General features: G+C 33.1%; 28 protein-coding genes. 10 read left to right on the forward strand and 18 right to left on the reverse strand.

The window, feature by feature from the left end:
- Positions 1-117: 117 nt before the first annotated feature.
- The 3 genes from flgK to SJY24_RS22135 are packed head-to-tail and all read right to left on the reverse strand — an operon-like array spanning position 118 to position 2,367.
- Complete coding sequence (gene flgK / locus SJY24_RS22125; protein WP_377866208.1) at positions 118-1,416, reverse strand: flagellar hook-associated protein FlgK; 1,299 nt, start codon at positions 1,414-1,416, stop codon at positions 118-120.
- Between the two features lie 17 nt (positions 1,417-1,433).
- Positions 1,434-1,886: a hypothetical protein gene (locus SJY24_RS22130; protein WP_377866209.1), complete on the reverse strand. Its 453-nt coding sequence runs from the start codon at positions 1,884-1,886 to the stop codon at positions 1,434-1,436.
- Between the two features lie 16 nt (positions 1,887-1,902).
- Positions 1,903-2,367 carry a YaaR family protein gene (locus SJY24_RS22135; protein ID WP_377866210.1) on the reverse strand — a complete coding sequence of 155 codons (465 nt, stop codon included), beginning with the start codon at positions 2,365-2,367 and terminating at the stop codon, positions 1,903-1,905.
- A gap of 143 nt (positions 2,368-2,510) precedes the next feature.
- Between SJY24_RS22135 and SJY24_RS22140 the strand changes: the two genes are divergently transcribed.
- Entirely contained in the window at positions 2,511-3,008 is a 498-nt protein-coding gene (locus SJY24_RS22140) for a flagellar motor switch protein FliG (protein WP_377866211.1), read from the forward strand.
- Positions 3,009-3,047: 39 nt separating this feature from the next.
- Complete coding sequence (locus SJY24_RS22145; protein WP_377866212.1) at positions 3,048-3,830, forward strand: CheR family methyltransferase; 783 nt, start codon at positions 3,048-3,050, stop codon at positions 3,828-3,830.
- Between the two features lie 30 nt (positions 3,831-3,860).
- Here SJY24_RS22145 and SJY24_RS22150 read toward each other — a convergent pair whose 3' ends face one another.
- From SJY24_RS22150 to SJY24_RS22180, 7 genes are all read right to left on the reverse strand, one after another.
- Positions 3,861-4,577 (reverse strand): hypothetical protein, encoded by a 717-nt coding sequence (locus SJY24_RS22150; protein ID WP_377866213.1) that lies wholly within the window; start codon positions 4,575-4,577, stop codon positions 3,861-3,863.
- A gap of 27 nt (positions 4,578-4,604) precedes the next feature.
- Positions 4,605-5,966, reverse strand: coding sequence for a transglycosylase (locus tag SJY24_RS22155; protein WP_377866214.1), 1,362 nt, complete (start codon positions 5,964-5,966; stop codon positions 4,605-4,607).
- 29 nt (positions 5,967-5,995) lie between these two features.
- The gene (locus tag SJY24_RS22160) at positions 5,996-7,642 is read right to left on the reverse strand and encodes a flagellar motor switch protein (RefSeq protein ID WP_377866215.1); all 1,647 of its coding nucleotides are present in this window, start codon (positions 7,640-7,642) and stop codon (positions 5,996-5,998) included.
- A 208-nt stretch (positions 7,643-7,850) separates the two neighbouring features.
- On the reverse strand, positions 7,851-9,821 hold the full coding sequence (locus SJY24_RS22165; RefSeq protein WP_377866216.1) for a chemotaxis protein CheW: 1,971 nt from the start codon (positions 9,819-9,821) through the stop codon (positions 7,851-7,853).
- A gap of 128 nt (positions 9,822-9,949) precedes the next feature.
- A complete protein-coding gene (locus tag SJY24_RS22170; RefSeq protein ID WP_000940577.1) occupies positions 9,950-10,318 on the reverse strand; it encodes a response regulator in 369 nt (122 codons plus the stop codon).
- 150 nt (positions 10,319-10,468) lie between these two features.
- Complete coding sequence (locus tag SJY24_RS22175) at positions 10,469-11,146, reverse strand: OmpA family protein (RefSeq protein ID WP_002012067.1); 678 nt, start codon at positions 11,144-11,146, stop codon at positions 10,469-10,471.
- 22 nt (positions 11,147-11,168) lie between these two features.
- Positions 11,169-12,002 carry a flagellar motor protein MotP gene (locus SJY24_RS22180; RefSeq protein WP_002012069.1) on the reverse strand — a complete coding sequence of 278 codons (834 nt, stop codon included), beginning with the start codon at positions 12,000-12,002 and terminating at the stop codon, positions 11,169-11,171.
- 172 nt (positions 12,003-12,174) lie between these two features.
- Here SJY24_RS22180 and SJY24_RS22185 point away from each other — a divergent pair, with 172 nt between their 5' ends.
- Positions 12,175-12,777 carry an HD domain-containing protein gene (locus SJY24_RS22185; protein WP_377866217.1) on the forward strand — a complete coding sequence of 201 codons (603 nt, stop codon included), beginning with the start codon at positions 12,175-12,177 and terminating at the stop codon, positions 12,775-12,777.
- A gap of 38 nt (positions 12,778-12,815) precedes the next feature.
- On the opposite strand, the gene hfq is transcribed toward SJY24_RS22185, so the two are convergent.
- On the reverse strand, positions 12,816-13,004 hold the full coding sequence (gene hfq / locus SJY24_RS22190; protein WP_128281569.1) for an RNA chaperone Hfq: 189 nt from the start codon (positions 13,002-13,004) through the stop codon (positions 12,816-12,818).
- A gap of 55 nt (positions 13,005-13,059) precedes the next feature.
- Entirely contained in the window at positions 13,060-13,278 is a 219-nt protein-coding gene (locus tag SJY24_RS22195; RefSeq protein ID WP_097831851.1) for an aspartyl-phosphate phosphatase Spo0E family protein, read from the reverse strand.
- 282 nt (positions 13,279-13,560) lie between these two features.
- Between SJY24_RS22195 and SJY24_RS22200 the strand changes: the two genes are divergently transcribed.
- The 6 genes from SJY24_RS22200 to SJY24_RS22225 all read left to right on the forward strand — a co-directional run bounded on the left by SJY24_RS22200 (position 13,561) and on the right by SJY24_RS22225 (position 18,256).
- On the forward strand, positions 13,561-13,680 hold the full coding sequence (locus SJY24_RS22200; RefSeq protein WP_377866218.1) for a YjcZ family sporulation protein: 120 nt from the start codon (positions 13,561-13,563) through the stop codon (positions 13,678-13,680).
- Positions 13,681-13,874: 194 nt separating this feature from the next.
- Positions 13,875-14,342, forward strand: coding sequence for a VOC family protein (locus SJY24_RS22205; RefSeq protein WP_377866219.1), 468 nt, complete (start codon positions 13,875-13,877; stop codon positions 14,340-14,342).
- A gap of 6 nt (positions 14,343-14,348) precedes the next feature.
- Positions 14,349-15,563 (forward strand): MFS transporter, encoded by a 1,215-nt coding sequence (locus SJY24_RS22210; RefSeq protein ID WP_377866220.1) that lies wholly within the window; start codon positions 14,349-14,351, stop codon positions 15,561-15,563.
- Positions 15,564-15,691: 128 nt separating this feature from the next.
- Positions 15,692-16,141, forward strand: coding sequence for an ArsR/SmtB family transcription factor (locus SJY24_RS22215; protein ID WP_000459089.1), 450 nt, complete (start codon positions 15,692-15,694; stop codon positions 16,139-16,141).
- A 19-nt stretch (positions 16,142-16,160) separates the two neighbouring features.
- Positions 16,161-17,381, forward strand: coding sequence for an MFS transporter (locus SJY24_RS22220; protein ID WP_377866221.1), 1,221 nt, complete (start codon positions 16,161-16,163; stop codon positions 17,379-17,381).
- Positions 17,382-17,530: 149 nt separating this feature from the next.
- The gene (locus SJY24_RS22225; RefSeq protein ID WP_377866222.1) at positions 17,531-18,256 is read left to right on the forward strand and encodes a sulfite exporter TauE/SafE family protein; all 726 of its coding nucleotides are present in this window, start codon (positions 17,531-17,533) and stop codon (positions 18,254-18,256) included.
- Between the two features lie 222 nt (positions 18,257-18,478).
- Here SJY24_RS22225 and SJY24_RS22230 read toward each other — a convergent pair whose 3' ends face one another.
- From SJY24_RS22230 to SJY24_RS22255, 6 genes are all read right to left on the reverse strand, one after another.
- Complete coding sequence (locus tag SJY24_RS22230) at positions 18,479-19,090, reverse strand: PH domain-containing protein (RefSeq protein WP_377866223.1); 612 nt, start codon at positions 19,088-19,090, stop codon at positions 18,479-18,481.
- 1 nt (position 19,091) lies between these two features.
- Positions 19,092-19,538: a sigma-70 family RNA polymerase sigma factor gene (locus SJY24_RS22235; RefSeq protein ID WP_377867298.1), complete on the reverse strand. Its 447-nt coding sequence runs from the start codon at positions 19,536-19,538 to the stop codon at positions 19,092-19,094.
- 285 nt (positions 19,539-19,823) lie between these two features.
- Complete coding sequence (locus SJY24_RS22240) at positions 19,824-20,408, reverse strand: DJ-1/PfpI family protein (RefSeq protein ID WP_377866224.1); 585 nt, start codon at positions 20,406-20,408, stop codon at positions 19,824-19,826.
- Between the two features lie 87 nt (positions 20,409-20,495).
- Positions 20,496-21,230 carry an oxygen-insensitive NADPH nitroreductase gene (gene nfsA, locus SJY24_RS22245; RefSeq protein ID WP_377866225.1) on the reverse strand — a complete coding sequence of 245 codons (735 nt, stop codon included), beginning with the start codon at positions 21,228-21,230 and terminating at the stop codon, positions 20,496-20,498.
- A 254-nt stretch (positions 21,231-21,484) separates the two neighbouring features.
- On the reverse strand, positions 21,485-21,802 hold the full coding sequence (locus SJY24_RS22250) for a magnetosome magnetite crystal formation protein family (protein ID WP_000678044.1): 318 nt from the start codon (positions 21,800-21,802) through the stop codon (positions 21,485-21,487).
- 148 nt (positions 21,803-21,950) lie between these two features.
- Positions 21,951-22,529 carry a YdcF family protein gene (locus tag SJY24_RS22255; protein ID WP_377866226.1) on the reverse strand — a complete coding sequence of 193 codons (579 nt, stop codon included), beginning with the start codon at positions 22,527-22,529 and terminating at the stop codon, positions 21,951-21,953.
- A gap of 160 nt (positions 22,530-22,689) precedes the next feature.
- Between SJY24_RS22255 and SJY24_RS22260 the strand changes: the two genes are divergently transcribed.
- The gene (locus SJY24_RS22260; protein WP_377866227.1) at positions 22,690-23,355 is read left to right on the forward strand and encodes a DUF421 domain-containing protein; all 666 of its coding nucleotides are present in this window, start codon (positions 22,690-22,692) and stop codon (positions 23,353-23,355) included.
- Positions 23,356-23,365: the final 10 nt, after the last annotated feature.

Here is a 23,365-nt window from a genome sequence, read left to right on the forward strand (position 1 = left end):
CCATCTCATATCTCTGGTCTCACATCGATTGGGCCACTAATAGGCACTGACCGTCTCTACCCTTCGCAGGTCCTCTCTCCAACCATAAAAGAAAGATGGGTTCGCTTTTATTACTCATTATCTAATAATCGAAAACAAACTATCAAACACTTCATTCATGGTCGTAATAGCTTTAGAGTTTGCGACAAAATATTTTTGGAAGGCCATTAAATTTACCATTTCCTCTTCCATATTTACGCCTTCTATACTCATCTTTTCTTCCTGAATACCTTCTAATAAATCTTTATGAATATTTGCATAAGCATTCACTGCGCTTTTATCAGAAGCTACACCAACTATAAATTGGTCTAATGCTTGTTTATAAGTAAGACCTTCTTTATAATCTCCATCTGTAATTGCTGCCAGTTTATTTGCTGTTTCAGCAGAAATCTTCATTTTTGAAACATCTTTTGCGAATTCAGGATTTAACTGAATATTTTTCGCCTGATCTCCAATGAAGAAATCTTTTCCCATCACTGTATTTACTTGACCTTTTACAGAGATCATTAAGTCATCAAGATTTTTCTTATAAGTAGCAATCTTCGCTTTCGTATCTATCGCTGATTGAATTGCTCCACCACTTAAAGGAATATCCGATCCATAAATTGCAACAGTCATCGGTTCTTTTTCTTTATTTAATTGTAGTGGATATGTATCTTGTCCATTTACTGTTAAAGCACCATTCATTCTAACACTTGCGATATTAGGATTCATAGATTCATAAGATACTTCTATATTGGCATACTTAGACATCTCTGTAATGATGCGATCACGTTCGTCTAAAAGTTGATTCGGTACTTGCGTGCCAGCTTGTCCGATTTTTTTATTCGCTTCTGCTAAATTAGCTGCAAGACGATTAAATTCATTCACGTGTGCTTCAATATCTTCTGTTGTCTGTGCTTCCGCTGTATCCAAGTTTTTCGCAAGACGATTTATCTGACTTGTGAACTTTCCAGTTTCAGAAACTAATGTATCGTAATAGTTTGGTTGTTCTGGATTTTTTGCAACTTCACGAAAAGCATTGAAGAATCCATCCATTAAACTAGATAATGAATTTTTCCCCGTCGTCCCTACCATAGACTCTACTCGTGATAAAGTAGAATTCATATATGCGTAGTAAGAGAACTGTGACAACTGATCATTAAATTGCTTCGTTTTCACTTCATCCGTAATACGATCCACGCCTATCGTCTGTACCCCGTAACCAATTCTCTGTTCTGGTGTATGACCATTACTTGCCCCAACAGATCCATAATTCACCATTTGACGTACATAGCCCGGTGTATGAATGTTAGATAAGTTTTGTTTCGTCGTTTGTAAACCCATTTGGGCCGCTAACATACCAGATAGCGGCGTATTATAATCAGATAATCTCATAATGCCTCACTTCTCCTTTACAATAGTTCATTCATAAAGATTTGCGAATTATTGTTTTTCTCCAAATTGTATTCAGAAACGGAATCCACAATACTTTCTGTAGTTTTTAATAGTACGTTTAAGTAATATTGATTTTTCAAAAGAATCATTTTTACATTTTCTTCTAATTCATTTAAGTTTTTTTGTAATTCTTCCATTTTTTCAATTTCTTCCTGAGAAAAATACAAAAATAGTGAACGCATACGTAATGGTTCGACTTTCTTCTCTTTACAAAATTGAACAACCATCTCCTCAAAAGAGCAAGATAATCCTTTTATACCTTCTATGTACTGCAATTGCTCTACTTGCAACTTTTGAACTGCATTTACATTTTTATGTTTTAAATTCTCATATATTTGTTCTCCAAGCGTTTGAATATTTTCATATGCTTTTTGAATTATTACAAGCTTCTCATATAATTGTATGTACATATAGCTTCCTTCCTTTTTACAAGACTAAATTTACAATTAAACCATGGATTTCTCCAATTTGATTTAACATTTCTAAATGTCCCGTTTTTGTATTAATTAAGTTCATAACATCTTCTAATTCATTTAATCCCATTTCGGCCTGTTTCACAATTGTCATTTTCTGCGAATATCCGTAACGCGGATGACGAGACATAACATCTTTATATTGCAATACATTATCAACGTAAAAATTCAAAAATGATTTTACAGTATTTTTGTATTCCATAACATTATCGAGCGTTAATTCCATTTCAATTTTCTCTTTAATTTCTCCAATGTTATCGACAAACGCTTCCATTTGTTCTAACAATTTATCTTTTTTCGGATCTGCATGCAAATTATCCGAAAATGCAAGTCCTGTCCTGACATTTGCTTCTTTCGGCATTTGAGTAGCAGGCGGTAAATGCGATAAAATTGGATTATGCGAGATAGAACGCAGCATATATATCACCTATTTATTTTTTTATTTCTTCCTAAACTTAATCGTAAAATCCAGTTATTTATAATTATACTCTGAACAGTGACATTTTGCAGTTATTTTTTATAGAAGATATGTTACAATTTAGCATGAGGTGGCACAAATCTATGAATATTTTCCTTTGTGGTTCAAATCAATTAACAGCATTAGATCAAGAAGAAATAAAAAAATTTTTAATTGACTATGCTCACAAACATAAAATTTACATATTATGTTATAAATCTATTGAAAATGAAGTTCTTCGTTTTTTCATCGAAAACGAGAGACTTGCTCAAAATTTATGCCTTTACACGCTACAACCGTTACATGTATTAACAGACGAATTTCAAGAAGTCGTTGATTACTTAAAAAAATACGGAGCTGAATATGTTGCTTTTGATCATCCTTCTGACTCCATTTTTCGATCAGATTATATGTTTTTTGTAAAGCAAATTGTCGAAGATACCGATTTAGTTCTCTGTTTTTATAACGGAGATAAACATACTTCTGTCATTCCCGTTGACGTTGCAAAAGAAGCCGGAATTGATGCTGTTATTTATGACTTACCAGGCTTACATGAAAAGCAGATGAAAAAAAACTTTGAACAAAAAATTCGTATGATGTAAAGGGGGAGGCACAATATCGTTATTGTGCCTATTGTAAATATGATAATTGAACAAGATTATGATCATTTTATCTCGAGTTTTAAACAAAATTTTAATATGGATATCGCTTCCTATAAGCAAGATAGAATGCGCAGAAGAATCGATGCTTTCATTTCAAGAAAAGGTTTTGAAAATTACACAAATTTTTTAAATAATTTACGTGCCGATAAAAATTTATTTTTAAGTTTTATTGACTATATTACTATTAACGTCTCAGAGTTTTTCCGAAATAAAGACCGCTGGCAAACGTTAGAGACGAAAGCACTACCAAAGCTACTTAAACAAAATAATGGTAAATTAAAAGTATGGAGTGCCGCTTGCGCTGCTGGTGAGGAGCCTTATACACTCTCTTTAATCTTATCGAAGCATCTAGCTCCATTTCGCTACGAAATCCAAGCAACCGATCTCGATTTTCATATTTTAGAAACTGCGAAACGCGGCCAATATGCAGAACGCTCTTTAAAAGAGTTGCCTAATGATTTGAAACAGCGTCATTTCACAAAAGAAAATGATACATATACATTGAATCAAAATATTAAACAACAAGTTACATTTAAACAACACGATTTACTAATGCAATCATTCGATACAAACTACGATTTAATCATTTGTCGTAATGTAATGATTTACTTTACAGAAGAAGCAAGAATAAGACTCTATGAAAAGTTTAGTCGTTCTTTACGAAAAGGCGGGGTACTATTTGTTGGTAGTACTGAACAAATTTTAACACCACAACGCTACAATCTTCAGCGTTTTGATACGTTCTTCTATGAAAAAATATAAAAAAGTCGTCACTTCATTGTGACGACTTTTTTATATAACTCGAATCAAAATGATACCAACAATCCATATAAAGAGAAAAAGAAACGTCATAGACCATTTATGCTCTTGCATCGTATGTTTCAATGCTTGAGATAATTGTGTCATATTCATTTCCGCAAGCGCTCTCCATACACTTGCATCTCGATCTTTAGCCGTACGATCCATGCCGCTAATTAAAATGGTTTCGTTAGACAATTTCGTTATATAAGCAGTTATAACCGTTACCATTAAATTTATATTTCCTTCTGATGAATCACTTTCCACTCTAGAAATGAGTGCACTTACATCTAGTAATGGAATATGCACTTTTCTACCAAATGATAGTTGTACTTCAGCGAAATCATACGTTCCATCTAACAAAGGAAGTTCTTTTATATGTGCCTGCTTAACAAGTCCTTGTAAACTTCTAATTACTTGTTCAAATATTTTTTCTGTTTGCTTTCCTTCTCCAGATAATGTATGTAACTTTCTAAAGAGTTGTAACACTGTATCCATTTCTTTAGAAAGCATTTCTTTCATAATCTTTCCATCACCTAGACTCGCAAGTAAAATCCCTATTTCATTGTTTTTCGAAATGATTTGGGACTGCCCAGTAAACACCAGGTTACTCCGCTTTCTTTCTTTCTGAATTTCATGTTCTGAAATAGCTGCAGGCTGTTTTAATGGTTGTAGCGTCTTATTTTCAATTGTTGTACGTTTAATTTCCATTTAAGCGCCTCCATTACTATCAAATTATTAGCCCCATTCTTTATTACTCTTTAAAACTAAAAATAGTACAAATAATCCTGACATAATAGCAAACACATTAGAAGCTTGTAATCCCTGTTCACCTTTTTCTGCTTTCTTCTCTTGCTCTTCTATTTTTTCTTTCTTTTTCGAAACAACTTGATTATCATTTTTGCTTTTTTTCTCTTTATGAAGCTTCACAGTATTTACTTCCTTGTTGTCTGTCAATGGCTCTTTCATAACGTAGTTGATTTCCTCTTTCTCTTTCAACGGCTCTTTCACAAAATAGTTTACTTTTTCGTCTTGCTTCGGAATTTGAACAACTGGAGGTTTCTCTTCTGGGAGCGGAATCTCTACTTTTGAATCTTCCTGCTTCTCAGTTTCTTTTTTCTCTTCTACTTTATTTTGATTTTCTTGTTCTTCTATCTTTTCATCATCTTTCAACTTTTGTTCGATAATAGAAACGATATATTCGCTCTTTACAACAAGTTTATTGCCTGCCTCATCTATTACTTCCACAATAAGTTGATGTGGCCCAACAGGTAAAGCTTCTGTTATTTCAAATATTTTCTGCCAATCCATGTCGTGTTTATTATAATCTAATAAAAAAGTAATATCGTTACCTTCTTCTTTTCCTTTTAATATAACGCGCACTTCTTTAACAACCGATTCTATATCTACTGTTTGTACTCGTATATGAACGGATTCTCCCTTTTTCCGTTCAATCAAGTTCCCTTTTGCCTCATCAATAGTAACCTTCTCTAACTTCGGCAATTCTTTATCTATAGTTGGTGCTTCATTGTTTATACGAATGAGCGGGACATTTAATTCGTTCTTTATTACTTCTTCCTTCTCATCTTCTTTATAGCTTTCAACGAGCCTAAGATTCCAATCACCTTGTAAATCATATATTCCGGCCTTATAATTAGCGATCCATCGCTTCGTTTCTTCTTCATACTCAAAAGATATTATTCTCTCTTGTCTGTACTGCTCACCATTTTTTTGTAATTGTAATATGCCTTTTACACTTTGAATGTTTTTCTCATTTGGTTCTACAGCAATCCACACTTCTTCGCCAACCTTTAGCTCCTGCTTATTAACCGTAATAATCCCTCGGTCTGTTTCTATCGTTCTTTCTTCTTTTTGTTCTTTCCCTTGCTCATTTTCTACTGCTTTTTTTTCATCTTCAACCGAGGGCATTTCCACTTGTTCCGGCTTTTCCTGAACTTCTTTATTTTTCCCCTCTTGGTCATTCACTTCGCTTATATTTTGATCTTGCACACTTTTTTCTTCTGCCTGCCCTTCCAACGGGAAAAATATACATATATGTAAGAATAGCCAACTAACTAGAAAAAACTTTACGTTTTTCATCTATTTGTTCAAACTCCTATTTTGACGTCTTATAGCGATTTCGTCACTTTTACTCCGAAAAATCCATCTACATTTACAAGTTCTCCATACGCCACTAATACATCGTTCACATAAATTTGAATCGGTTCATCAATATCTTCATCAAGTACGACCGCTTCATTTTCTTGTAGACTTAAAATATCTTGAATTGTTCTCACTGTACTTCCAAATACAAATTTAACATTCATTTCTACATTTTGTAGAATAGATGCATCCATATATACTGGCTCAACTTGCTTGACTTCTTTATATTCAATTGGCTGTACGACTGGTGTAGGAATTTCTTCCTCTTCAACAACTTCCTCAACTATTTCTTCTTGCTCTTCCACCATCGGATATAGAAGTCTTCTAACCATTTCTTTCGCTTCTGATATCGGTAGTATTTGATACATCTTTGATTGAAGGAGATCACCAATTTCAAGATTAAAAGTAATTTGAACGAGTTCGTCAACTGCCATCGACTCTCCCAAATATTCCATTTCTTCTTTTAAAGAAACAAATTTAACGTCTGGTGGTGTCATATCCATTTTTTCTTTAAACATTTCTGACATCGCTGTTGCAGCATGCCCCATCATTTGGTTCATAATTTCTTTAATGCCACTTAACTCTAATTCACTTAGCTCTTTCTCCGGATCAATTTCACCTGTTCCCATCATCATTAAATCTACCATTGTTAAAGCAACATCTTTCGTAAATACGAATACATTCTCATTTTTTAGTCCTTCAACAAAATCGACATTTAAAATAACAAACGGAACCGGTACTCCTTCATAATGACGAACATTAATCGCCTCTACATTTGGTGTACTAATAGTGACAGGCTGATTTAAAAGCGTCGATAGTACTGTTGAAGCCGAACCGATTGAAATATTCGCAATTTCACCAAGCACATCTTTCTCTTCTTGTGTTAATTGCTCTTTTTCTACATGCTCTTCTACAATCTCAGTTTCCTGCACTTCCGCCTGCTCATCTATTTCTTCTTCCACACCACCAGATAATTGTAACAATTTATTTATCATTCGCTTCGCATGTTCAACTGAAACAACCTGTACAAGCTGAGAATTCACAAGATTATCTATTTTTAATTCAAACGATACTTTAACAACCATATTATTCCCATTAATACCAGAAATCTTCTCCATCTCTTCTGTAAGTTGCACAACTTTAATTGTTGGCGGAGACATGTCTACCGTATCTTGGAAGAATTCTGACATAGATGTTGCTGCGAATCCCATCATTTGATTCATAGCTTCTTGTACTGCACTTAGCTCTAATTCACCAAGCTCTTTTCCCTCTTCAACTTCACCTGTTCCCATCATCATTAAATCAGCAATAGATAAAGCAACATCTTGTTGAAGAACAAGAAGATTTTCCATATCTAATCCTTTTGTGAAATGGATATTTAATACAACATGTGGAATTTCAACATCACTTGTATCATATAAATCTACCAATTCTACTTGAGGAGCAGTAATACTTACTTGCCTATTTAAAATTGTTGATAATACAGTCGAAGCTGAACCAAATGATATATTAGCAATCTCACCAAGAATATCGCATTCTTGAGGCGTTAAATGTTCATTTTCTTTTTCTAGCACAATTGTGCCAGTATCCCCTTTTGTGTGTTGCTCAGGCATTTTTCCTGCCTCCTCATTTTTGTTTTTCTATCAAATGATTTAAACTCTCTATTACACTCGTTATATTTTACCAAACTTATCATCCGAATTGTGAACATGTATTTATTTCCACAATATGTGTAAACGACGGTTTTCATATACTTATATTATTAGTTCTACCCAAAAAGCTCCCCAATTGTATACAAGTGGGGAGCTTCCTTCATTCCTATTATAAACCTTCTGGGTTTAAAATGAGGACCACTCGTCCATCACCGAGAATTGTCGCACCAGAGAAATAGTTAGAGCTCTCTGCAAAGAAATCACCTAATGACTTTAAAACTATTTCTCTTTGACCGATAATTGTGTTTACGATAAGTCCATAGCTACGATGTGTATTACGAACAATTAACACAGGAACCATTTGACTATCATATGATGCGAACGCCTCATCTACTGTTTTTTCACCAAATACAGTACTTAAATGTTTCAATTCAATAATTTGATTGCGATAGTTTAAAACGTCTTTCCCTTGTAACGATTGTATGTCTTCTTTCTTAATTCGAATGGCTTCAGCAATATTGCCAAGAGGCAAGGCATAACGCTTATCATTTGTTTGAACAAGCATTGATTGAATAATAGACAATGTTAAAGGAAGTTCAATTCTGAATGTACTTCCTTTTCCTTCTTCAGAATCAATAATTAAATGCCCACCTAAACTATGAATCGTATGTTTAACAACATCTAATCCAACCCCACGTCCAGAAAGGTCAGATACAACTTCCGCTGTACTAAATCCCGGTTGGAAGATAAGATCAAAAACTTCACGATCCGTTAATTTATTTGCCTCTGATTCCGTTACAACACCATTTTTTATCGCTTTTTCTAATACTTTTCCTTTATGAATACCATTTCCATCATCAGTAATTTGAATTACGACATGATTTCCACTATGAAACGCCTCTAATTTAATAGTACCTGTCTCATTTTTCCCGGCATCACGTCGGTTTTCGACAGTTTCAATACCATGATCAATTGCATTACGAATTAAATGAACGAGTGGATCACCAATTTCGTCAATAACAATTTTATCAACTTCAGTATCTTCACCTTTAATTTGTAAATCGATTTTTTTACCTAAATCTTTCGCTAACATACGTACCATACGCGGAAAACGATTGAAGACCGTTTCAATCGGTACCATACGCATATTTAATAATACATTTTGGATATCTTTTGAAATATCCCCTAATCGATTTAAATGCTCGATTAACTCTTTATTTTGAATCGTTTCTGCTAATTCATCAATTCGTCCACGCTCAATTACACTTTCTTCAAACATATTCATTAATCTTTCGATTTTTTCTAACTGAACACGAATAGAACGATTCTCTACTTTAGCATTTTTCGTTTTTGTAGTACTTTTAGCCGGTGTAGTACTAGCTGTTGGAGTTCGTGCCTCTAGAGATGGATCCAGCTGCGTTGCTGCAATAGATTGTACGATTCCTTCTTCAGCTATATTTCCTTGCTTCACTTCTACTTTCTCAATTTCAGAAACGTGAAGCACCACCTGTTTCAATTCTTCAACACTACGATCAGTATCCATATATACTGTAAACTCAAATCCAAAAGCATCCGCTTCGATTTCTTCAATGCTTGGAACCGTTTTTTGTATATCCCCTACATTTTGTAATGCTTCAATACACATAATGGCACGTACTGCTTTTAAAATGGCTTGTTGTTCGACGGTTATATATACTTCATGTGAAACTGTATCATCATTGTTTATACTACTTTGCTCTACTTGTTCCATAGAAGCTTCTACATTCCCATTTAATAATGCTTCTAATTTATGCTTTGTAGATACAACATCAATATTACCCATTCCGCCCTGCTGCACATCTGTAACCATCTTTTCTAAATTATCAATGCACTCAAAAATAACATCAATAATATTAGCATTCACCATCATATTTCCATGACGGATTTCGTCTAAAACATTTTCCATCTTATGAGTTAAATCTGCCATTTCCGCAAATTCCATACTCGCAGACATACCTTTAAATGTATGAGCTGAGCGGAATATTTCCCCTACAACACCCATATCGGCAGGATTCTGTTCTAAATTTAGCACATTTTCATTTAGCGACTGTAAATGTTCTTCTGCTTCTTCAAAAAATATATTTAATAGATCTGTTTGCATTTTAATCCCCTACCTGTCTAACAAACATTTCATTTATGTATAACAATTTAGTGTTTTATAACGAGAAAAAAGGGGCCACACGTCTATCCGCTATCATTGATTTGATTCTTTGTGGCACCCCTTCTATATTAGCTATTTGCTACTTTTGTTAAAGCTTCGATAACACGATCGGCTTGGAATGGCTTTACAATAAAGTCTTTTGCCCCGCCTTTAATTGCATCTAATACCATACCTTGTTGTCCCATTGCAGAACAAATAACAACCTTTGCACTCGAATCAATTTTCATAATTTCTTTTAATGCTTCAAGTCCGTCCATTTCTGGCATAGTAATATCTAGTGTTACAATATCAGGTTGAAGTTCTTTATACTTTTGAATCGCTTCTACCCCATTCTCTGCTTCACCGATAACTTCAAATTCTGAATTACTTTTTAATAAGTTTTTAATCATTGTTCGCATAAACATCGCATCGTCTACAACTAAAATTTTATGTGCCATTCTTTTTGGTTCTCTCCCTCTATGTATAAATATATCTTAATATTTCACCTTATCATTCTCACTCATTATACAAAATAAAACGAGAAAATTTAATATTTTTTTAAAAGAATTTCTGTATTTTTATTATTTTATTAATAAAATGGAAATATATTATTCTTTAATATATATTACAACGCGCCGGTTTTTCTCCCAATTTTGCGGTGAATCATTTGATGCTACTGGTTTTGTGTCCGCATATCCTACCGCTGCTAATCGTTTATCATCTACATTATACACTTCAATTAAGTGGTGAATCATATTAGCTGCTCGTGCTGAAGATAATTCCCAGTTGGAAGGAAATTTTTCATTATGAATCGGTCTACTATCTGTATGTCCTTCTACAACAATTGGGTTTGGTACCGATTGAAAGAACCCTACTAATTGACTAATTACTTCTTTTGCTTCCGGCTTAACATTCGCATCGCCTGTATCGAATATTAAGTTATCTACTATAACGATGCTAACACCTGTATCTTCTCGATATACATTCACTTGACTAACACCATTATTATCTACATATGCTTTTAACTTTTTATACAATTCATCCATTCGTTTTTTTGAAACTGCTTTTTCATCATTTTTTTCATGTGAAATATCTGGTATTGTACCTTCCATTACTTTCGCATCCACTTGTTCTGCATCACTAAACTTTTCAAGCATCTTCGATAATTTTACTGTATCTTGTTTTGATGTAGCAACTAATAGTACAAAAAAAGTCAATAACAACATCGTTAAATCAGTAAAAGTCGTCATCCAACGAGGCGATCCTTTTTGCGGTCGTTTTATCATCACCATACCACTCCTTGAAATATTAGGCTGCTCGTTTTTCTTTTTTTATCTTCGTTTCATATACGTATGTATCAAGTTTTAACTTTAACTTAGAAGGAATTTGTCCTCGGTAAAGCTCTGTGATTGCTTCTATTACAAACTTCTTCTCTGTATATAAATCTTCAATGCCACGATACACTTTTTCAGATAACGGTATTGCAATCATATTTGCAATAACAGATCCATACAATGTCGTCAACATAGCAACTGCCATTCCTGTACCAATTTGCGATGTATCTTGCAAGTTTTGAAGCATAATAATAAGACCAATTAAAGTTCCTATCATACCCCACGCTGGAGCGAAATCACCAATCTTATCTAATAATGTTGCTCCTTTTCTTAACTCATATACTTCTGTTTCAACATCTCTCATTAATACTTCTTTTAATTCTGCTTCATCATATCCACTTAACATTAAACGAATCCCCTTTTGAATAAAAGGATTGTCTACTTGCTCTCCATCAACTTCTAACGAGAGTAAACCATGTTTTTTAGACTTCTTTGAAAAATCAACGAACAAATCCGTTAACTGTTCTAGATTTTCCTCTCTTCTATGTAAAACAGTAAAAATACTTTTCGTATATTTTTTTATTTCTCCAAATCTATATGCCACAATAATTGTCGCTGTTGTTCCCCCTATAACGATCAAAATAGATGAAACATCTAAGAAATTTTTAAAAGCTTTTATTCCACCACCGCCAAGCATGATCGCTGCAATTAAAATAACGAAACCTACTACAATGCCAAAGGGGCTAGAAATATCAAACTTCCTTTTTTTCCTTTGCGGTCTAGCTAATCCTTGATTTTCGTCTCCCATATTCCTGCCCTTCCTTTTTCGTTTTCGTAAAACATTTTTTTATTTTAATAATGCGTTTTCACATATAACAATCATTATACGCATATTATCTATTTATCGCAATATACTCATTAAATTGACACATTTCATTTCTATATTAGAATTATAGTATGGAAATATGAGGAGGATCACGATGGAACATAACATTTTACAAGTCATTGCATTAGCAGAAAAACTAAAATATGAAATGCGACATAGTTGGCTTTCTAACGGACGTCAAGAAAGTGTTGCTGAACATACATGGCGTATGTCCCTAATGGCTATCTTAGTTGAGCCTTATTTGGATCAAAAAGTAAATATAGAAAAATTACTTAAAATGGTTATTATTCATGACCTTGTCGAAGCAGAAGCTGGTGATATCCCTGCCTTTGATACGATGAATAGCCGTGAATTACAATTACAAAAACAAAAAAATGAGCTAGAGGCCATTTTAAATATTAAACGTACACTAGAAGGTCCTCCCGGCGTGGAATTATACGATTTATGGATGGAGTTCGAAGCGAAAGAAACGTATGAAGCAAAAGTTGCTAACGCGCTTGATAAACTTGAAGTGAAAATTCAGCATAATGAAGCTGATATTGATACTTGGCTACCAATTGAGCATAAAATGACTTTCCAAGTTGGTAAACATACAGATTTTGACTCTTTCTTATCTAAATTGCAAAAAATCATTGAACAAGACGGAGAAAAAAAATTACTCGCTGCTGGCATTGACGTTGAAGCATGCAAGCAGTAACCATTTAATTATGAAATAAGACACTCATTTCGAGTGTCTTATTTCATAATTGTTGATATTGCCTGCTTATAAATAAGTTGTTGTTTTCCATCTACTAACATTAATACTGTAAATCTATCTACTCCAGCTACTTCCCCTACTATTCTTACTCCGCTCTTTAAGAATATAGTAACTGCACCTTTTTCTTCTTTTATTTGTTTATACAGCTCTTCTTGTAAATGTTCCAATAATTGTTCTCTCCTTTATCAGTAAATAATCCTAATATGAAAAATTAAAGATTAATCACTTGCATACTTTGTCTTTTATATTCATAAACTTATTAATTAGTATATCTAAATCTCGACTAAATAACAAAACTTTATCATGATCTAATCCATGCCTAGCAACAAGTTGAATTAACTCTTTCTTTTTGTGTTCTATTTTATTGTGTAATTGTCCCATCTCCATCTCTACACTAAAACTCCCTTTTCCCATAATATTACTTGTAAAATTATAGTACATTTTTACCGATAAAAAAATAAAAAAATGGTTTTTTTTACAAATTTTATATTCATGAAAAGAAATTTTAATGTAATTGTAAGCTACATCCACCTATTATACGTTTCCATATTGTTTTACCCTTTTCAAAAAGTGCTATGAAACTAAGTGTATGTCCTATCTAAATTAGCTCACAGGCTCTTGTCTAATTAAAAGTAAGACTTGCTCCTTTTCCAAATAAAAAACATATCTTATAAAGTAATCCATTAGTTATATAGATTAATTTCCTAAAAAGGAGGAAAAAACATGAGCTTTGGTGGTAGTTGCGCTGGTTTCGGCGGTGGATTTGCTTTACTCATCGTACTATTCATCCTTCTAATCATTATCGGATGTAGCTGTTGGGGTGGCGGCGGCGGCGGGTTTTAAATATAATACGTATCCTTTTCGCTAAACTCTAAATGAATGAAATATGTTAACTAAAAACTATACGAAAACAGCTCATATTTGAGCTGTTTTTTCATACTTTCGTATGAGTTTATTCTCCTTCTATTTTGCGATTTCAATAAACAAAACATCGTTTACTATTGAATAAGAAAACATTTTTACTAAGGAGGATTATAATGATTAAAGGTCTTTATGAAGCACATTTACCTGTCTGTAATTTAGAAATTTCGATATCTTTTTATGAATCACTGGGGTTAAAATTATATAAAAGAGACAAAGATATCGCCTTCTTTTGGATTGTAGAAAATGAAAGTTGGATTGGTCTTTGGGCAGGAAAAGAATACAAAGTCAATTATCATCCAGCCTTACGACATATCGCCTTCCAAGTAAGCTTACACGATTTAGGAAACGCAATACACTGGCTCAAACAAAAAGGAATTTCAGCACGAAAAGACTTTGGAATGGAACCAATTGAACCAATCGTTTTTCCAGAATTAGCACACGCCTCCGTATATTTTAACGATCCTGATGGAAATAGTTTAGAATTCATTACACAATTGCCTGTTGGACTACCTAAAGCAGAGAAAATGTATTTAAGTGAATGGAAAAAACAAGTACAGGCATCACTTATAGATAAGGTTTAATTTCTCATGTCAATTTCTTATTCCACACTTCTTAGAACAAATAAAAACTTTAAAAAACTATTTTATGGTCAAACATTAAGTGTACTTGGGGATTGGTTTCATACTGTCGCTTTATTAACACTCGTCTATAGCATAACAGAATCTTCATTTATGTTAGCACTCACCTTTATGAGCAAAGGGTTACCTCAACTTCTTCTGAGTCCATTCATAGGCGGAATTGTAGACCATTTTTCAAAAAAGAAAATTATGATTTTCACCGATATTTTACGAGGAATTATCGTCCTCACTTATTTATTAGCATTCTACAAAATTGAAATTATTTTCGTTTCTAATATATGCTTATCAGTACTCTCTTGCTTATTCGAGCCTGCTAAGCAATCAACTCTAAAAAATATCGTACATCAAAAGCATTTAGTAACCGCTAACTCTCTTTCTAGTACAATCAATGGTTTTATGTCTATTATGGGAGCTTCCTTAGGTGGGATGATTGCACAATCTTTAAGTATCGAGATTGCCTTTTTTATTAATAGCCTATCATACTTTATTTCAGCCTATATTATTTATAAAATGAGTATTCCTGCTCGTGATACTTTTACCACGAAAAAAGCATTTTTTACTGATATAAAAGATGGTTATACATACATATTACAAAGCAAAATTATTTTAACATTAATTTTTGTCGGCATTTCATGGGGCATTATTGGAGGTGCCTATCAGTTACTTCTAACAATCTATGCCGAGAGAATCTTCCACACTAACATTGGTATTTTATATACGGCTCAAGGGGCTGGACTTATGATTGGCAGTCTCCTCGTTAATCTTTATATGTCTAAAAATGAAGACAAAATGAAAAGAGCATTTGGTTGGGCCTATTTACTACAAGGAATTTTCTTTCTCGGATTCATTTTATCCGATCAACTTATTATCGGTATCATTACTCTATTTTGTATGCGCATAGCAGGAGGAATCATCGTTCCACTTGATACGACATTGCTACAAATGTATACAGAAGAAAACATGATTGGTAAAGTTTTCTCATTCCACTACTCCATCTACGGATCGCTTATTCAGTTATCTATGTTTATTACAGGATGGCTTTTAGAAATACTTTCTCCGCAAATAATCGGTAGTTCGCTAGCTATATGCTGTATTTTCGTTAGTTTTATATGGCTTTTCTTATTTTATGGCGGGGAACTTAGTGAAGAATCTACTATCACTTAATAGCATGTATATGTACATGCTATTTTTATTTATGTCGAAATTTACAGGAAAAAGGCGATTTATTTCTCTTACGTTCTAATTTTTTAGAATGTACAATAAATTTAGATCATAAGAAAGGAGATACCATAATGTTTGACGATAGACTTACTATTTCAGCTGAGCAGCAGAAGCTCATTTCCAATGCAACTCGTATTCAAATTCTTCACCTTTTAAAAGACGAAGCACTCACTGCAAAGCAAGTAGCTACTAAACTAAACAAATCTGCTGGTAGCGTTCATTATCACGTTCAAATTTTATATGATGGAGGGTTACTTGAATTAGTAGAAACGAAAGAAAAACGAGGGATTATTGAAAAATATTATAAAGCAAAAGCTGCTCATTTCTATATTGAAGAAAGCGGCACAGAGGGAACGAATACAGGTAGTCATATTGTATCTCATTTATTTTTAACTCCGGAGGAATTACAACAGCTTACTTGGGAGATTACACAAGTTTTATTACGCTGGGAAAACAAAACCGCTCGTCAATCAAACTCTGAAGAGGAATACGCTATTTCCTGCAGGATTAAAAAACAATGAAAGAAAGGTCCATTGGTTTATGAAAAATAAATTATTATTATTGTCGGGAACAGGAATTTCTCGTTTAGGTGATTTTATGTATCTCATCGCTCTAAACTTAATGGTATTAAATAGCACAAACTCCCCTGCTGCTGTAGCAGGATTATGGATTGTAGGTCCAATTGCCACCGTTGTTACAAAAATATGGTCTGGTAGTATAGTAGATCGATTAAACAAACGGTCCATTATGCTCATCACAGATATAATTCGAGCAGCTCTCATTGGCTGTATCCCACTATTTGATTCTATTTGGGCCATTTATATTTTTATCTTTTTGACTCGCATCGCTACATCATTTTTCGATCCAGCTTCATTTACTTATAAAACAATGCTTATACGAGCTGAAGATCGTGCTCAATTTAATGCTTGGAATAGCCTGTGTACAAACGGGGCTTTTATTATCGGTCCAGCTCTTTCTGGAATACTTCTCACTACTTACTCGGCAGACCTTGTTATTTACTGCAATTCACTTTCATTTCTACTTTCTACCATTCTCATTTACTTCTTGCCAAACATTACATTACAAACAAAGCAAAACGAAGAGGTTGCAAATACTTTCGTACAAACATTACGAAGTGATTGGAAACAAGTTTTTTCATTCGCTCGAACAGAAACTTACATTATTCTTATATTTGTTTTATTTCAATCCACTATGCTTGTTTCTATGGCACTCGATTCACAAGAAGTTGTTTTCACAAATCAAGTACTGTTTTTATCCGATATAGAATATAGCATGCTTGTTAGTATAACTGGTGCTGCTTACGTTTGCGGTTCATTTCTCGTCTCTCTCTTTGCCAAACGATTAGCAATTCAACATTGTATCGGATTAGGTATGATTTTCACAGCAATAGGTTATGTGATTTTTGCCTTCTCAAATTCATTTATAGTCGCAGCGAGCGGTTTCATTTTACTTGGCATTTCTTCATCATTTGCTGGTACTGGCTTTATAACATTTTATCAAAATAACATCCCTGTACATATGATAGGACGTATCGATAGCGTGTTTGATTCCATAAAAAATTTCATCCAAATCTTTTTCATTTTAGCAATTGGAGCATCCGCACAATTTCTTTCCGTTCAAATTACTGTAATAAGTAGCTCATTACTCATTCTTTTCCTTTCCTGTTTATTAGCAATCCGGGTAATGACGCCTTCACGAGAAAAATATTTTAAAGCTACAGGATCATCATTGGAATATTAACTGCAAGATAAAAAGCGGCTATTTGCCGGGCAGTAAGATCCCAATTGGTGTGGGCTAATAATCAGTGGGGAATGAACAAAACCCCCACTGATTAAAATTTCACTTTATGTTAAAATATTTATTGGATTTAATTATGTAGGGGGGCTATTTTGGAGATTATATTCATTTTCGTATGTATTATATTAGTAGCTTCTATTTTACAAACAAGTACAGGTTTTGGCTTTTCTATTATGGCAACACCTTTTTTACTCATGTTATTTCTACCACAAGAAGCTATACAAATAAATATCATTTTATCATTAATTATTTCCATATCACTCATTTGGAAAATAAGAATGGACATTGATTTTATTCTACTGAAAAGATTAATTTTCGGAAGTATAGTTGGTGTTCCTTTTGGTATTTTAATTTTCATTTCCATTAACATCAACACATTTAAATTAGCAATTAGCATCCTGCTCTTACTATTAACGTTGATGCTAATATGCAACTTTAAGATTAAATCAACAAAATCTAGAGATTTCATAGTTGGCGGATTATCTGGTCTTTTAACGACAAGTATCGGTATGCCAGGTCCTCCCCTGTTACTTTATTTTACAGGAACTGATACGAAAAAAGAGAAGTTGAGAGCAACTACTTTAGCTTTTTATCTATTTATATATTTCATTAGTCTACTAACTCAAATACTCTTTACTGGCACAAACAAAACAATTTGGGAATCAAGTTTTTATGCTATTCCAATCGTATTTTTAGGTTTGTATATAGGTCAAATTATTTTCAAATGGCTTAATCAACAGATTTTCAAAATATTTACATATACCCTTTTGAGTTGCACGGGTATTTATCTTCTGATTGAAAGTTTGAATTCGTTATAGAAAATGCTTTAGATTGCGCAATAATAGCTTGGTTTAAATGAAATTATTGTTGTATTTTTAAGTACGGTGCAGAATTTCACTCCAAAAATCAAATAACTTTATTTTCAGTTTACAAGTACTAATCCACTAGTAATTCTTTCATAAGTAGATTATTTGAAAACTACAAGATCCTTTAAATACTAATTAAACGATAAAAAGCGGCTATTATGCCGCTTTTTATTTTTATATTAAATATGGTAAAGCTAGAAGGCTACCCATTGCTATTACAAATACACTGAAGAAAATCATCCAACCTTTTTCTAAGTCTGTATACTTTCCTACTTTTACTCCGCGTTTTTTTAACTCTATAATAATCATTGCAATTTCATGTGCATACGCAACACTTCCAAATTGTATATAATTGTTATTATATTTAATCTCAAAAACATTTTTCATTTTTTTATGTTGCGAAATAGCTTGTATATCCTCTATTGGCATGCTATGTTCATTTGTCTTTTTAAAATAGCAATCTAACCCTTTCATTATCACTCTTTTATTCGTTAAAACGATATAATAATAAAAGGTAGCTCCTGCGTATAATATATTCGGTATGACTTTACTATTTACCATACATCCTTCGTCTACTAACAGTTCCTTCTCGATTTCTTCATCAGCTTGTAATTCGTTGCGAATTGATTCTTCTAACATTTGTACAGTTAATTTTTTTAATAGTTCTCCATTTCTTACATAATACTTATCTATATTTATAGAATCATTCGCTTCTTTCTCTAAACGTGTAATTTCTTCTTCTGAATATTGGAGCTCATTTAACATCGATAATAATCTTTTATCCATATTACACACTCCCTTTCCACAGTTTTTGAAGTTTTTTCTTCCCACGAGAAATTCGATTGTATATATAGTCAGCCGCTACTTTTAATTCTTTTGCAATATCGTCAATGGAATACCCATCAATATACCTCTTTAAAAAGATATATCGATCCTTTGTATTTAAATCTTGTACGAGTTCCATAATCTCTTCTTCTTGTTCTATTTCATACCTATCATGGATACCTGTATCTACTTCTACATCTTTATCGATTTTATTCTCTTTATATACTTTCTTTTTATATTCCAATGCCTTTAATTTAGTAATACCAATCATCCAAGATTTTAAGTTTCCCTTTTCTATATCAAATTGTTCGATATTAAACCAAATGATAGTAAATACATCATTATAACAATCATCCACATATTGTTTTTCAATAGGGGTACTTAATGATTTATGAATAATGTACAAAATTAATTTTCCTTATTGATCAATTACTTCTTTCAAAGCATCTTGATCGCGTTTTTTCATAGCTATAATTAAATCCTCTTCAGAATCAAAAATCATAAACATCATCCTTCCTCAGTTCCCCTTTAGCAGCTGCTTTTACTTACTATTGGCATTTCATTCTCATTTTCTATCACTTTTGTAAAAATTTATTAATTTTTATTTCTATGTATATGATAACAAATAAAATACCTAAGTTCAGAAAGTAATATCTACATTCTGAACTTAGGTATTAACAATCAAACTATTCACTTAAACTAACGTTTTATCACAAAGCTCTGTTACATTTTTAAAGTATTGCAAGTTCTCCTTCGCTTCAGCTTCGTTAAATAAATTGAGCTGCTTCATTATTTCAGCGGCAAATTCAACATATGCAGACCCTACTGCTGTAATGACCTTACCATCCACAGTTACATCTTTATTTTGTTTATATTCCCATTCATGTAAATGCGCTAATTGTTTTTCATCTGATGTTAATGATGTTGAGAATTTCTTCTTATTAAGCACTCCTGCTGCATGCAGTAAAGCTGTTCCTGCACAAATACCCGCTATCCATTTATTCTGCTTATGTAATTCACTCACGATAGATAACAATTGTTCATTTTCTAAATGATCAAAGATATGTCCTCCTGGTACAATAAACACTTCATAGTCGACTACTTCAATATGCTCTATAGAGACATGTGGTTGACACAAAAATCCACCTTCTCCTGTAACTACTTTTCCGTCTACAGTTGCTGTTATTATTCCGAATTCCTTACTTGTCAAAAATAAACTCGCTATATTCACTTCAAATTCTGCAAATCCATCAAATAAAAAGATTAAAGCTTTCCTCATATTATCGCCTCCCTCTATACCAATTCGAAAACAATCACATTTCTCCTCCAAAAAAGACAAACCCGCATTACAGGTTTGCCTTTTTACTTATTTCTTATTTAATCCTTTCTCACTTAAAAACTCTTTCATATGCATTCTTTTCTCTTTGGACATAAATGAACTCATTGATTCCGTCCAAGTTACGTTTTTTTGATTTGACGATCTTTCATTGTAATACGCACTCATCGTTTCATCATATTCGTTTAATAATTCATCATATTTCTTTTCATCGTATCCATTTTCATGAAGAATTGCTGCTACCGGTAATCGTGGTTTTACTCCATGCTCTTCATCTGGTACGCCGACTGTCATTCCGAATACCGGATATACTTTATCCGGTAAATGAAGCAATTCACTCACTTCTCTCGGGTTATTACGAATTCCGCCAATATAACAAATACCGTATCCTAATGATTCAGCTGCAAGTGCTAAGTTTTGCGCAAAAAGTGAAGCATCTACCGTCGCAACAATAAAATCTTCCACTCCTTCATGTTTTATCTCTGTACCATGTTTTTCACACGCCATTTCAAGTCGTTTTAAGTCTGCACAACACACAAAGAATGCTGCACAGTCTTTCACGTGACGATTCCCGGATAATTCAGCTAGTTTACTCTTTAGTTCCTGGTCTGTTACATATATAATAGAATACGCCTGTACAAAATGTGAGGAAGCCGCATGTTGTGCAGCTTGCACCATTCTTTCTACTACATCTTTCGGAATTGATTCTTCTTTATATTTACGAACTGAAACGTGTTGCTCCATTTTATGTATAATCTCATTCATGAAAAACACTCCTTTTTTTCTCTTCATAATGAAAAATTAACATATCTTTTTCAATATTCACAACTTATAAGCACAAAAAGAGCAATTCTTTTTGAATTGCTCTTTTTTTAAACATCTATCAATACGGTAAATGAAATTATATAGACAATAATTTAAATATATCAACATTTCCTTGTACTATATCAACGTTTTTTCGAATATATCGAATTACCGACAAATAACAACAGATTTACACCAAATTATTTCTTGTCTTATTACGCCGTTTTCAAAACTTTGATACCTTTTACGATATTCCAAATGAAGTAATAAATCCCTACAAGAATGAATACTGCATATGTGATCATCATTCCAATTCCTGCACCATCAGATTGATTGAAGCTTAAACCATATATGCCTGATACTGCTAATCCACCAAATAAAATCGCATATGGGAAAATATGTGACCAAAATGCTTTTTTCGCGTGATATTTCACTTCATCCTCCGCAACGAAGTACACGATAATTGGCAGTAAAAATGGTGCAAAAAAGATACTAAAGTAACATAGTGAAGATAATATATTATTTCCTTTCATCCGATCCACCTCTAATGTTTTTTGTTATCTTCATTATGTCAGGAATGCATTCTAGAAACTATCGCTTTACCTTTCATGAACATGACATATTTGTAAGATTTCCCTCAAAAATAATCCCGCCTGAAATTTCAGGCGGGATTGCTTTTCTCTATATTCGATTCATAAACCAATATTGCGTAATGGCTAAATACTCTCGTATATTCGATGGAATGACAATTCGCTTCGGTGTTTCGGCTGGAAGACCTTCTAATTGTAAACCTTGTTTTGCTGCTATTTTTTTCGCTCTAAACATATGGAAATCGTTTGTAACGATCATTCCTTTTTTCATTTTGTCCGGAATTAAAGGCTTTGAGAATTTAATATTCTCATCTGTGCTCGTCGAACGGTCTTCCATTATAATGCGGTCTTCTGCAATATTTTGTTTCATTAATCCTTGTTTCATCGCTAATGCTTCTGTAATATCTTCACCTTTTCCTTGGCCTCCAGATACAATAGCAATTGTTTTCTCATGTGATTGTAAATACTCAGCTGCTTTATCAATACGATATTGCAATGAGTACGATGGTTTCGTTCCGTTTACTTTCGATCCTAATACAATTATGTAATCAGCATCGTAGGTGGCATTCATATGCCCATGCTTATAAATGTTATATTGTAAAAATCCCGCATAAACGGTGCAAGCCATTATAATTCCTATAAGATACTTAATTATTTTCTTCTTTCTCATATCCATATACTCCTATGTCATTTGCTTCTTTCATCATAATATCCACTTATTCGTTTGTATACAGACAAATTCCAATTCATCCTAATTTATCCTCTAGAAAGTAATATTTATATTCCTTTCGGGAACAGTAAGTACAACTTTGCACGAAGGAGTGTCTCTATTGCTTCTCTTTTTATGTAACGTATCGTTCTTTTTTATCTTATTTTTACTATCACTTAAGATGCTCGGTAAATCTGCTTTAGCACAACTAACTCCTCATGATTTTGGTGCTATTATCTTTTTATCTTATTTAGCTTTTCAGGCCATACCAGTCTCTGGTGCTTTGCAAGCCTTTCTCGGTATGGTCGTTATTACATGTTTGCATTTACTTCTTACAAAATTAAGCTTACTCAACAAACTAAATCGTTTTATTCTCGGACACCCTATCATTTTAATTAAACATGGTGATATTATTTTTGAGAACTTAAAGAAAAGTAGATATCCAATACCCGAATTGCTTTCTAACCTTCGCGTCGCCGGATATCCAAGTGTTCATGAAATTGAATACGCTATTTTAGAAGCGAATGGAGCCATTAGCATTTTACCAAAGAGAGAACTCGTACCATTGACTCCGAAAGATTTGAACATAGATGTTAAGTATGCAGGATTACCAATTGCTCTTATCGTTGATTCACAAATTCAATACGATAACTTAAAGTTAATCCACAAAAACGAAAAGTGGTTACATGCAGAGTTAAAGGAGAAAGGCGTTACAAATATTAAAAACGTTGCTTTCGCTTCTGTGCAGGAGACAGATGGATCTTTTGCGATTAGTTTAAAAGAATGAAAAAATCCCC

The sequence above is a fragment of the Bacillus sp. R86525 genome, from assembly GCF_042466195.1.
In the GTDB taxonomy this organism is placed as follows: domain Bacteria; phylum Bacillota; class Bacilli; order Bacillales; family Bacillaceae_G; genus Bacillus_A; species Bacillus_A nitratireducens.

Coding starts and splice junctions, on each gene's coding strand:
- flgK (WP_377866208.1), bottom strand. CDS start 1,416: ATGAGATTATCTGATTATAATACGCCGCTATCTGGTATGTTAGCGGCC.
- SJY24_RS22130 (WP_377866209.1), bottom strand. CDS start 1,886: ATGTACATACAATTATATGAGAAGCTTGTAATAATTCAAAAAGCATAT.
- SJY24_RS22135 (WP_377866210.1), bottom strand. CDS start 2,367: ATGCTGCGTTCTATCTCGCATAATCCAATTTTATCGCATTTACCGCCT.
- SJY24_RS22140 (WP_377866211.1), top strand. CDS start 2,511: ATGAATATTTTCCTTTGTGGTTCAAATCAATTAACAGCATTAGATCAA.
- SJY24_RS22145 (WP_377866212.1), top strand. CDS start 3,048: ATGATAATTGAACAAGATTATGATCATTTTATCTCGAGTTTTAAACAA.
- SJY24_RS22150 (WP_377866213.1), bottom strand. CDS start 4,577: ATGGAAATTAAACGTACAACAATTGAAAATAAGACGCTACAACCATTA.
- SJY24_RS22155 (WP_377866214.1), bottom strand. CDS start 5,966: ATGAAAAACGTAAAGTTTTTTCTAGTTAGTTGGCTATTCTTACATATA.
- SJY24_RS22160 (WP_377866215.1), bottom strand. CDS start 7,642: ATGCCTGAGCAACACACAAAAGGGGATACTGGCACAATTGTGCTAGAA.
- SJY24_RS22165 (WP_377866216.1), bottom strand. CDS start 9,821: ATGCAAACAGATCTATTAAATATATTTTTTGAAGAAGCAGAAGAACAT.
- SJY24_RS22170 (WP_000940577.1), bottom strand. CDS start 10,318: ATGGCACATAAAATTTTAGTTGTAGACGATGCGATGTTTATGCGAACA.
- SJY24_RS22175 (WP_002012067.1), bottom strand. CDS start 11,146: ATGATAAAACGACCGCAAAAAGGATCGCCTCGTTGGATGACGACTTTT.
- SJY24_RS22180 (WP_002012069.1), bottom strand. CDS start 12,002: ATGGGAGACGAAAATCAAGGATTAGCTAGACCGCAAAGGAAAAAAAGG.
- SJY24_RS22185 (WP_377866217.1), top strand. CDS start 12,175: ATGGAACATAACATTTTACAAGTCATTGCATTAGCAGAAAAACTAAAA.
- SJY24_RS22195 (WP_097831851.1), bottom strand. CDS start 13,278: ATGTACTATAATTTTACAAGTAATATTATGGGAAAAGGGAGTTTTAGT.
- SJY24_RS22200 (WP_377866218.1), top strand. CDS start 13,561: ATGAGCTTTGGTGGTAGTTGCGCTGGTTTCGGCGGTGGATTTGCTTTA.
- SJY24_RS22205 (WP_377866219.1), top strand. CDS start 13,875: ATGATTAAAGGTCTTTATGAAGCACATTTACCTGTCTGTAATTTAGAA.
- SJY24_RS22210 (WP_377866220.1), top strand. CDS start 14,349: ATGTCAATTTCTTATTCCACACTTCTTAGAACAAATAAAAACTTTAAA.
- SJY24_RS22215 (WP_000459089.1), top strand. CDS start 15,692: ATGTTTGACGATAGACTTACTATTTCAGCTGAGCAGCAGAAGCTCATT.
- SJY24_RS22220 (WP_377866221.1), top strand. CDS start 16,161: ATGAAAAATAAATTATTATTATTGTCGGGAACAGGAATTTCTCGTTTA.
- SJY24_RS22230 (WP_377866223.1), bottom strand. CDS start 19,090: ATGGATAAAAGATTATTATCGATGTTAAATGAGCTCCAATATTCAGAA.
- SJY24_RS22240 (WP_377866224.1), bottom strand. CDS start 20,408: ATGAGGAAAGCTTTAATCTTTTTATTTGATGGATTTGCAGAATTTGAA.
- nfsA (WP_377866225.1), bottom strand. CDS start 21,230: ATGAATGAGATTATACATAAAATGGAGCAACACGTTTCAGTTCGTAAA.
- SJY24_RS22250 (WP_000678044.1), bottom strand. CDS start 21,802: ATGAAAGGAAATAATATATTATCTTCACTATGTTACTTTAGTATCTTT.
- SJY24_RS22255 (WP_377866226.1), bottom strand. CDS start 22,529: ATGAGAAAGAAGAAAATAATTAAGTATCTTATAGGAATTATAATGGCT.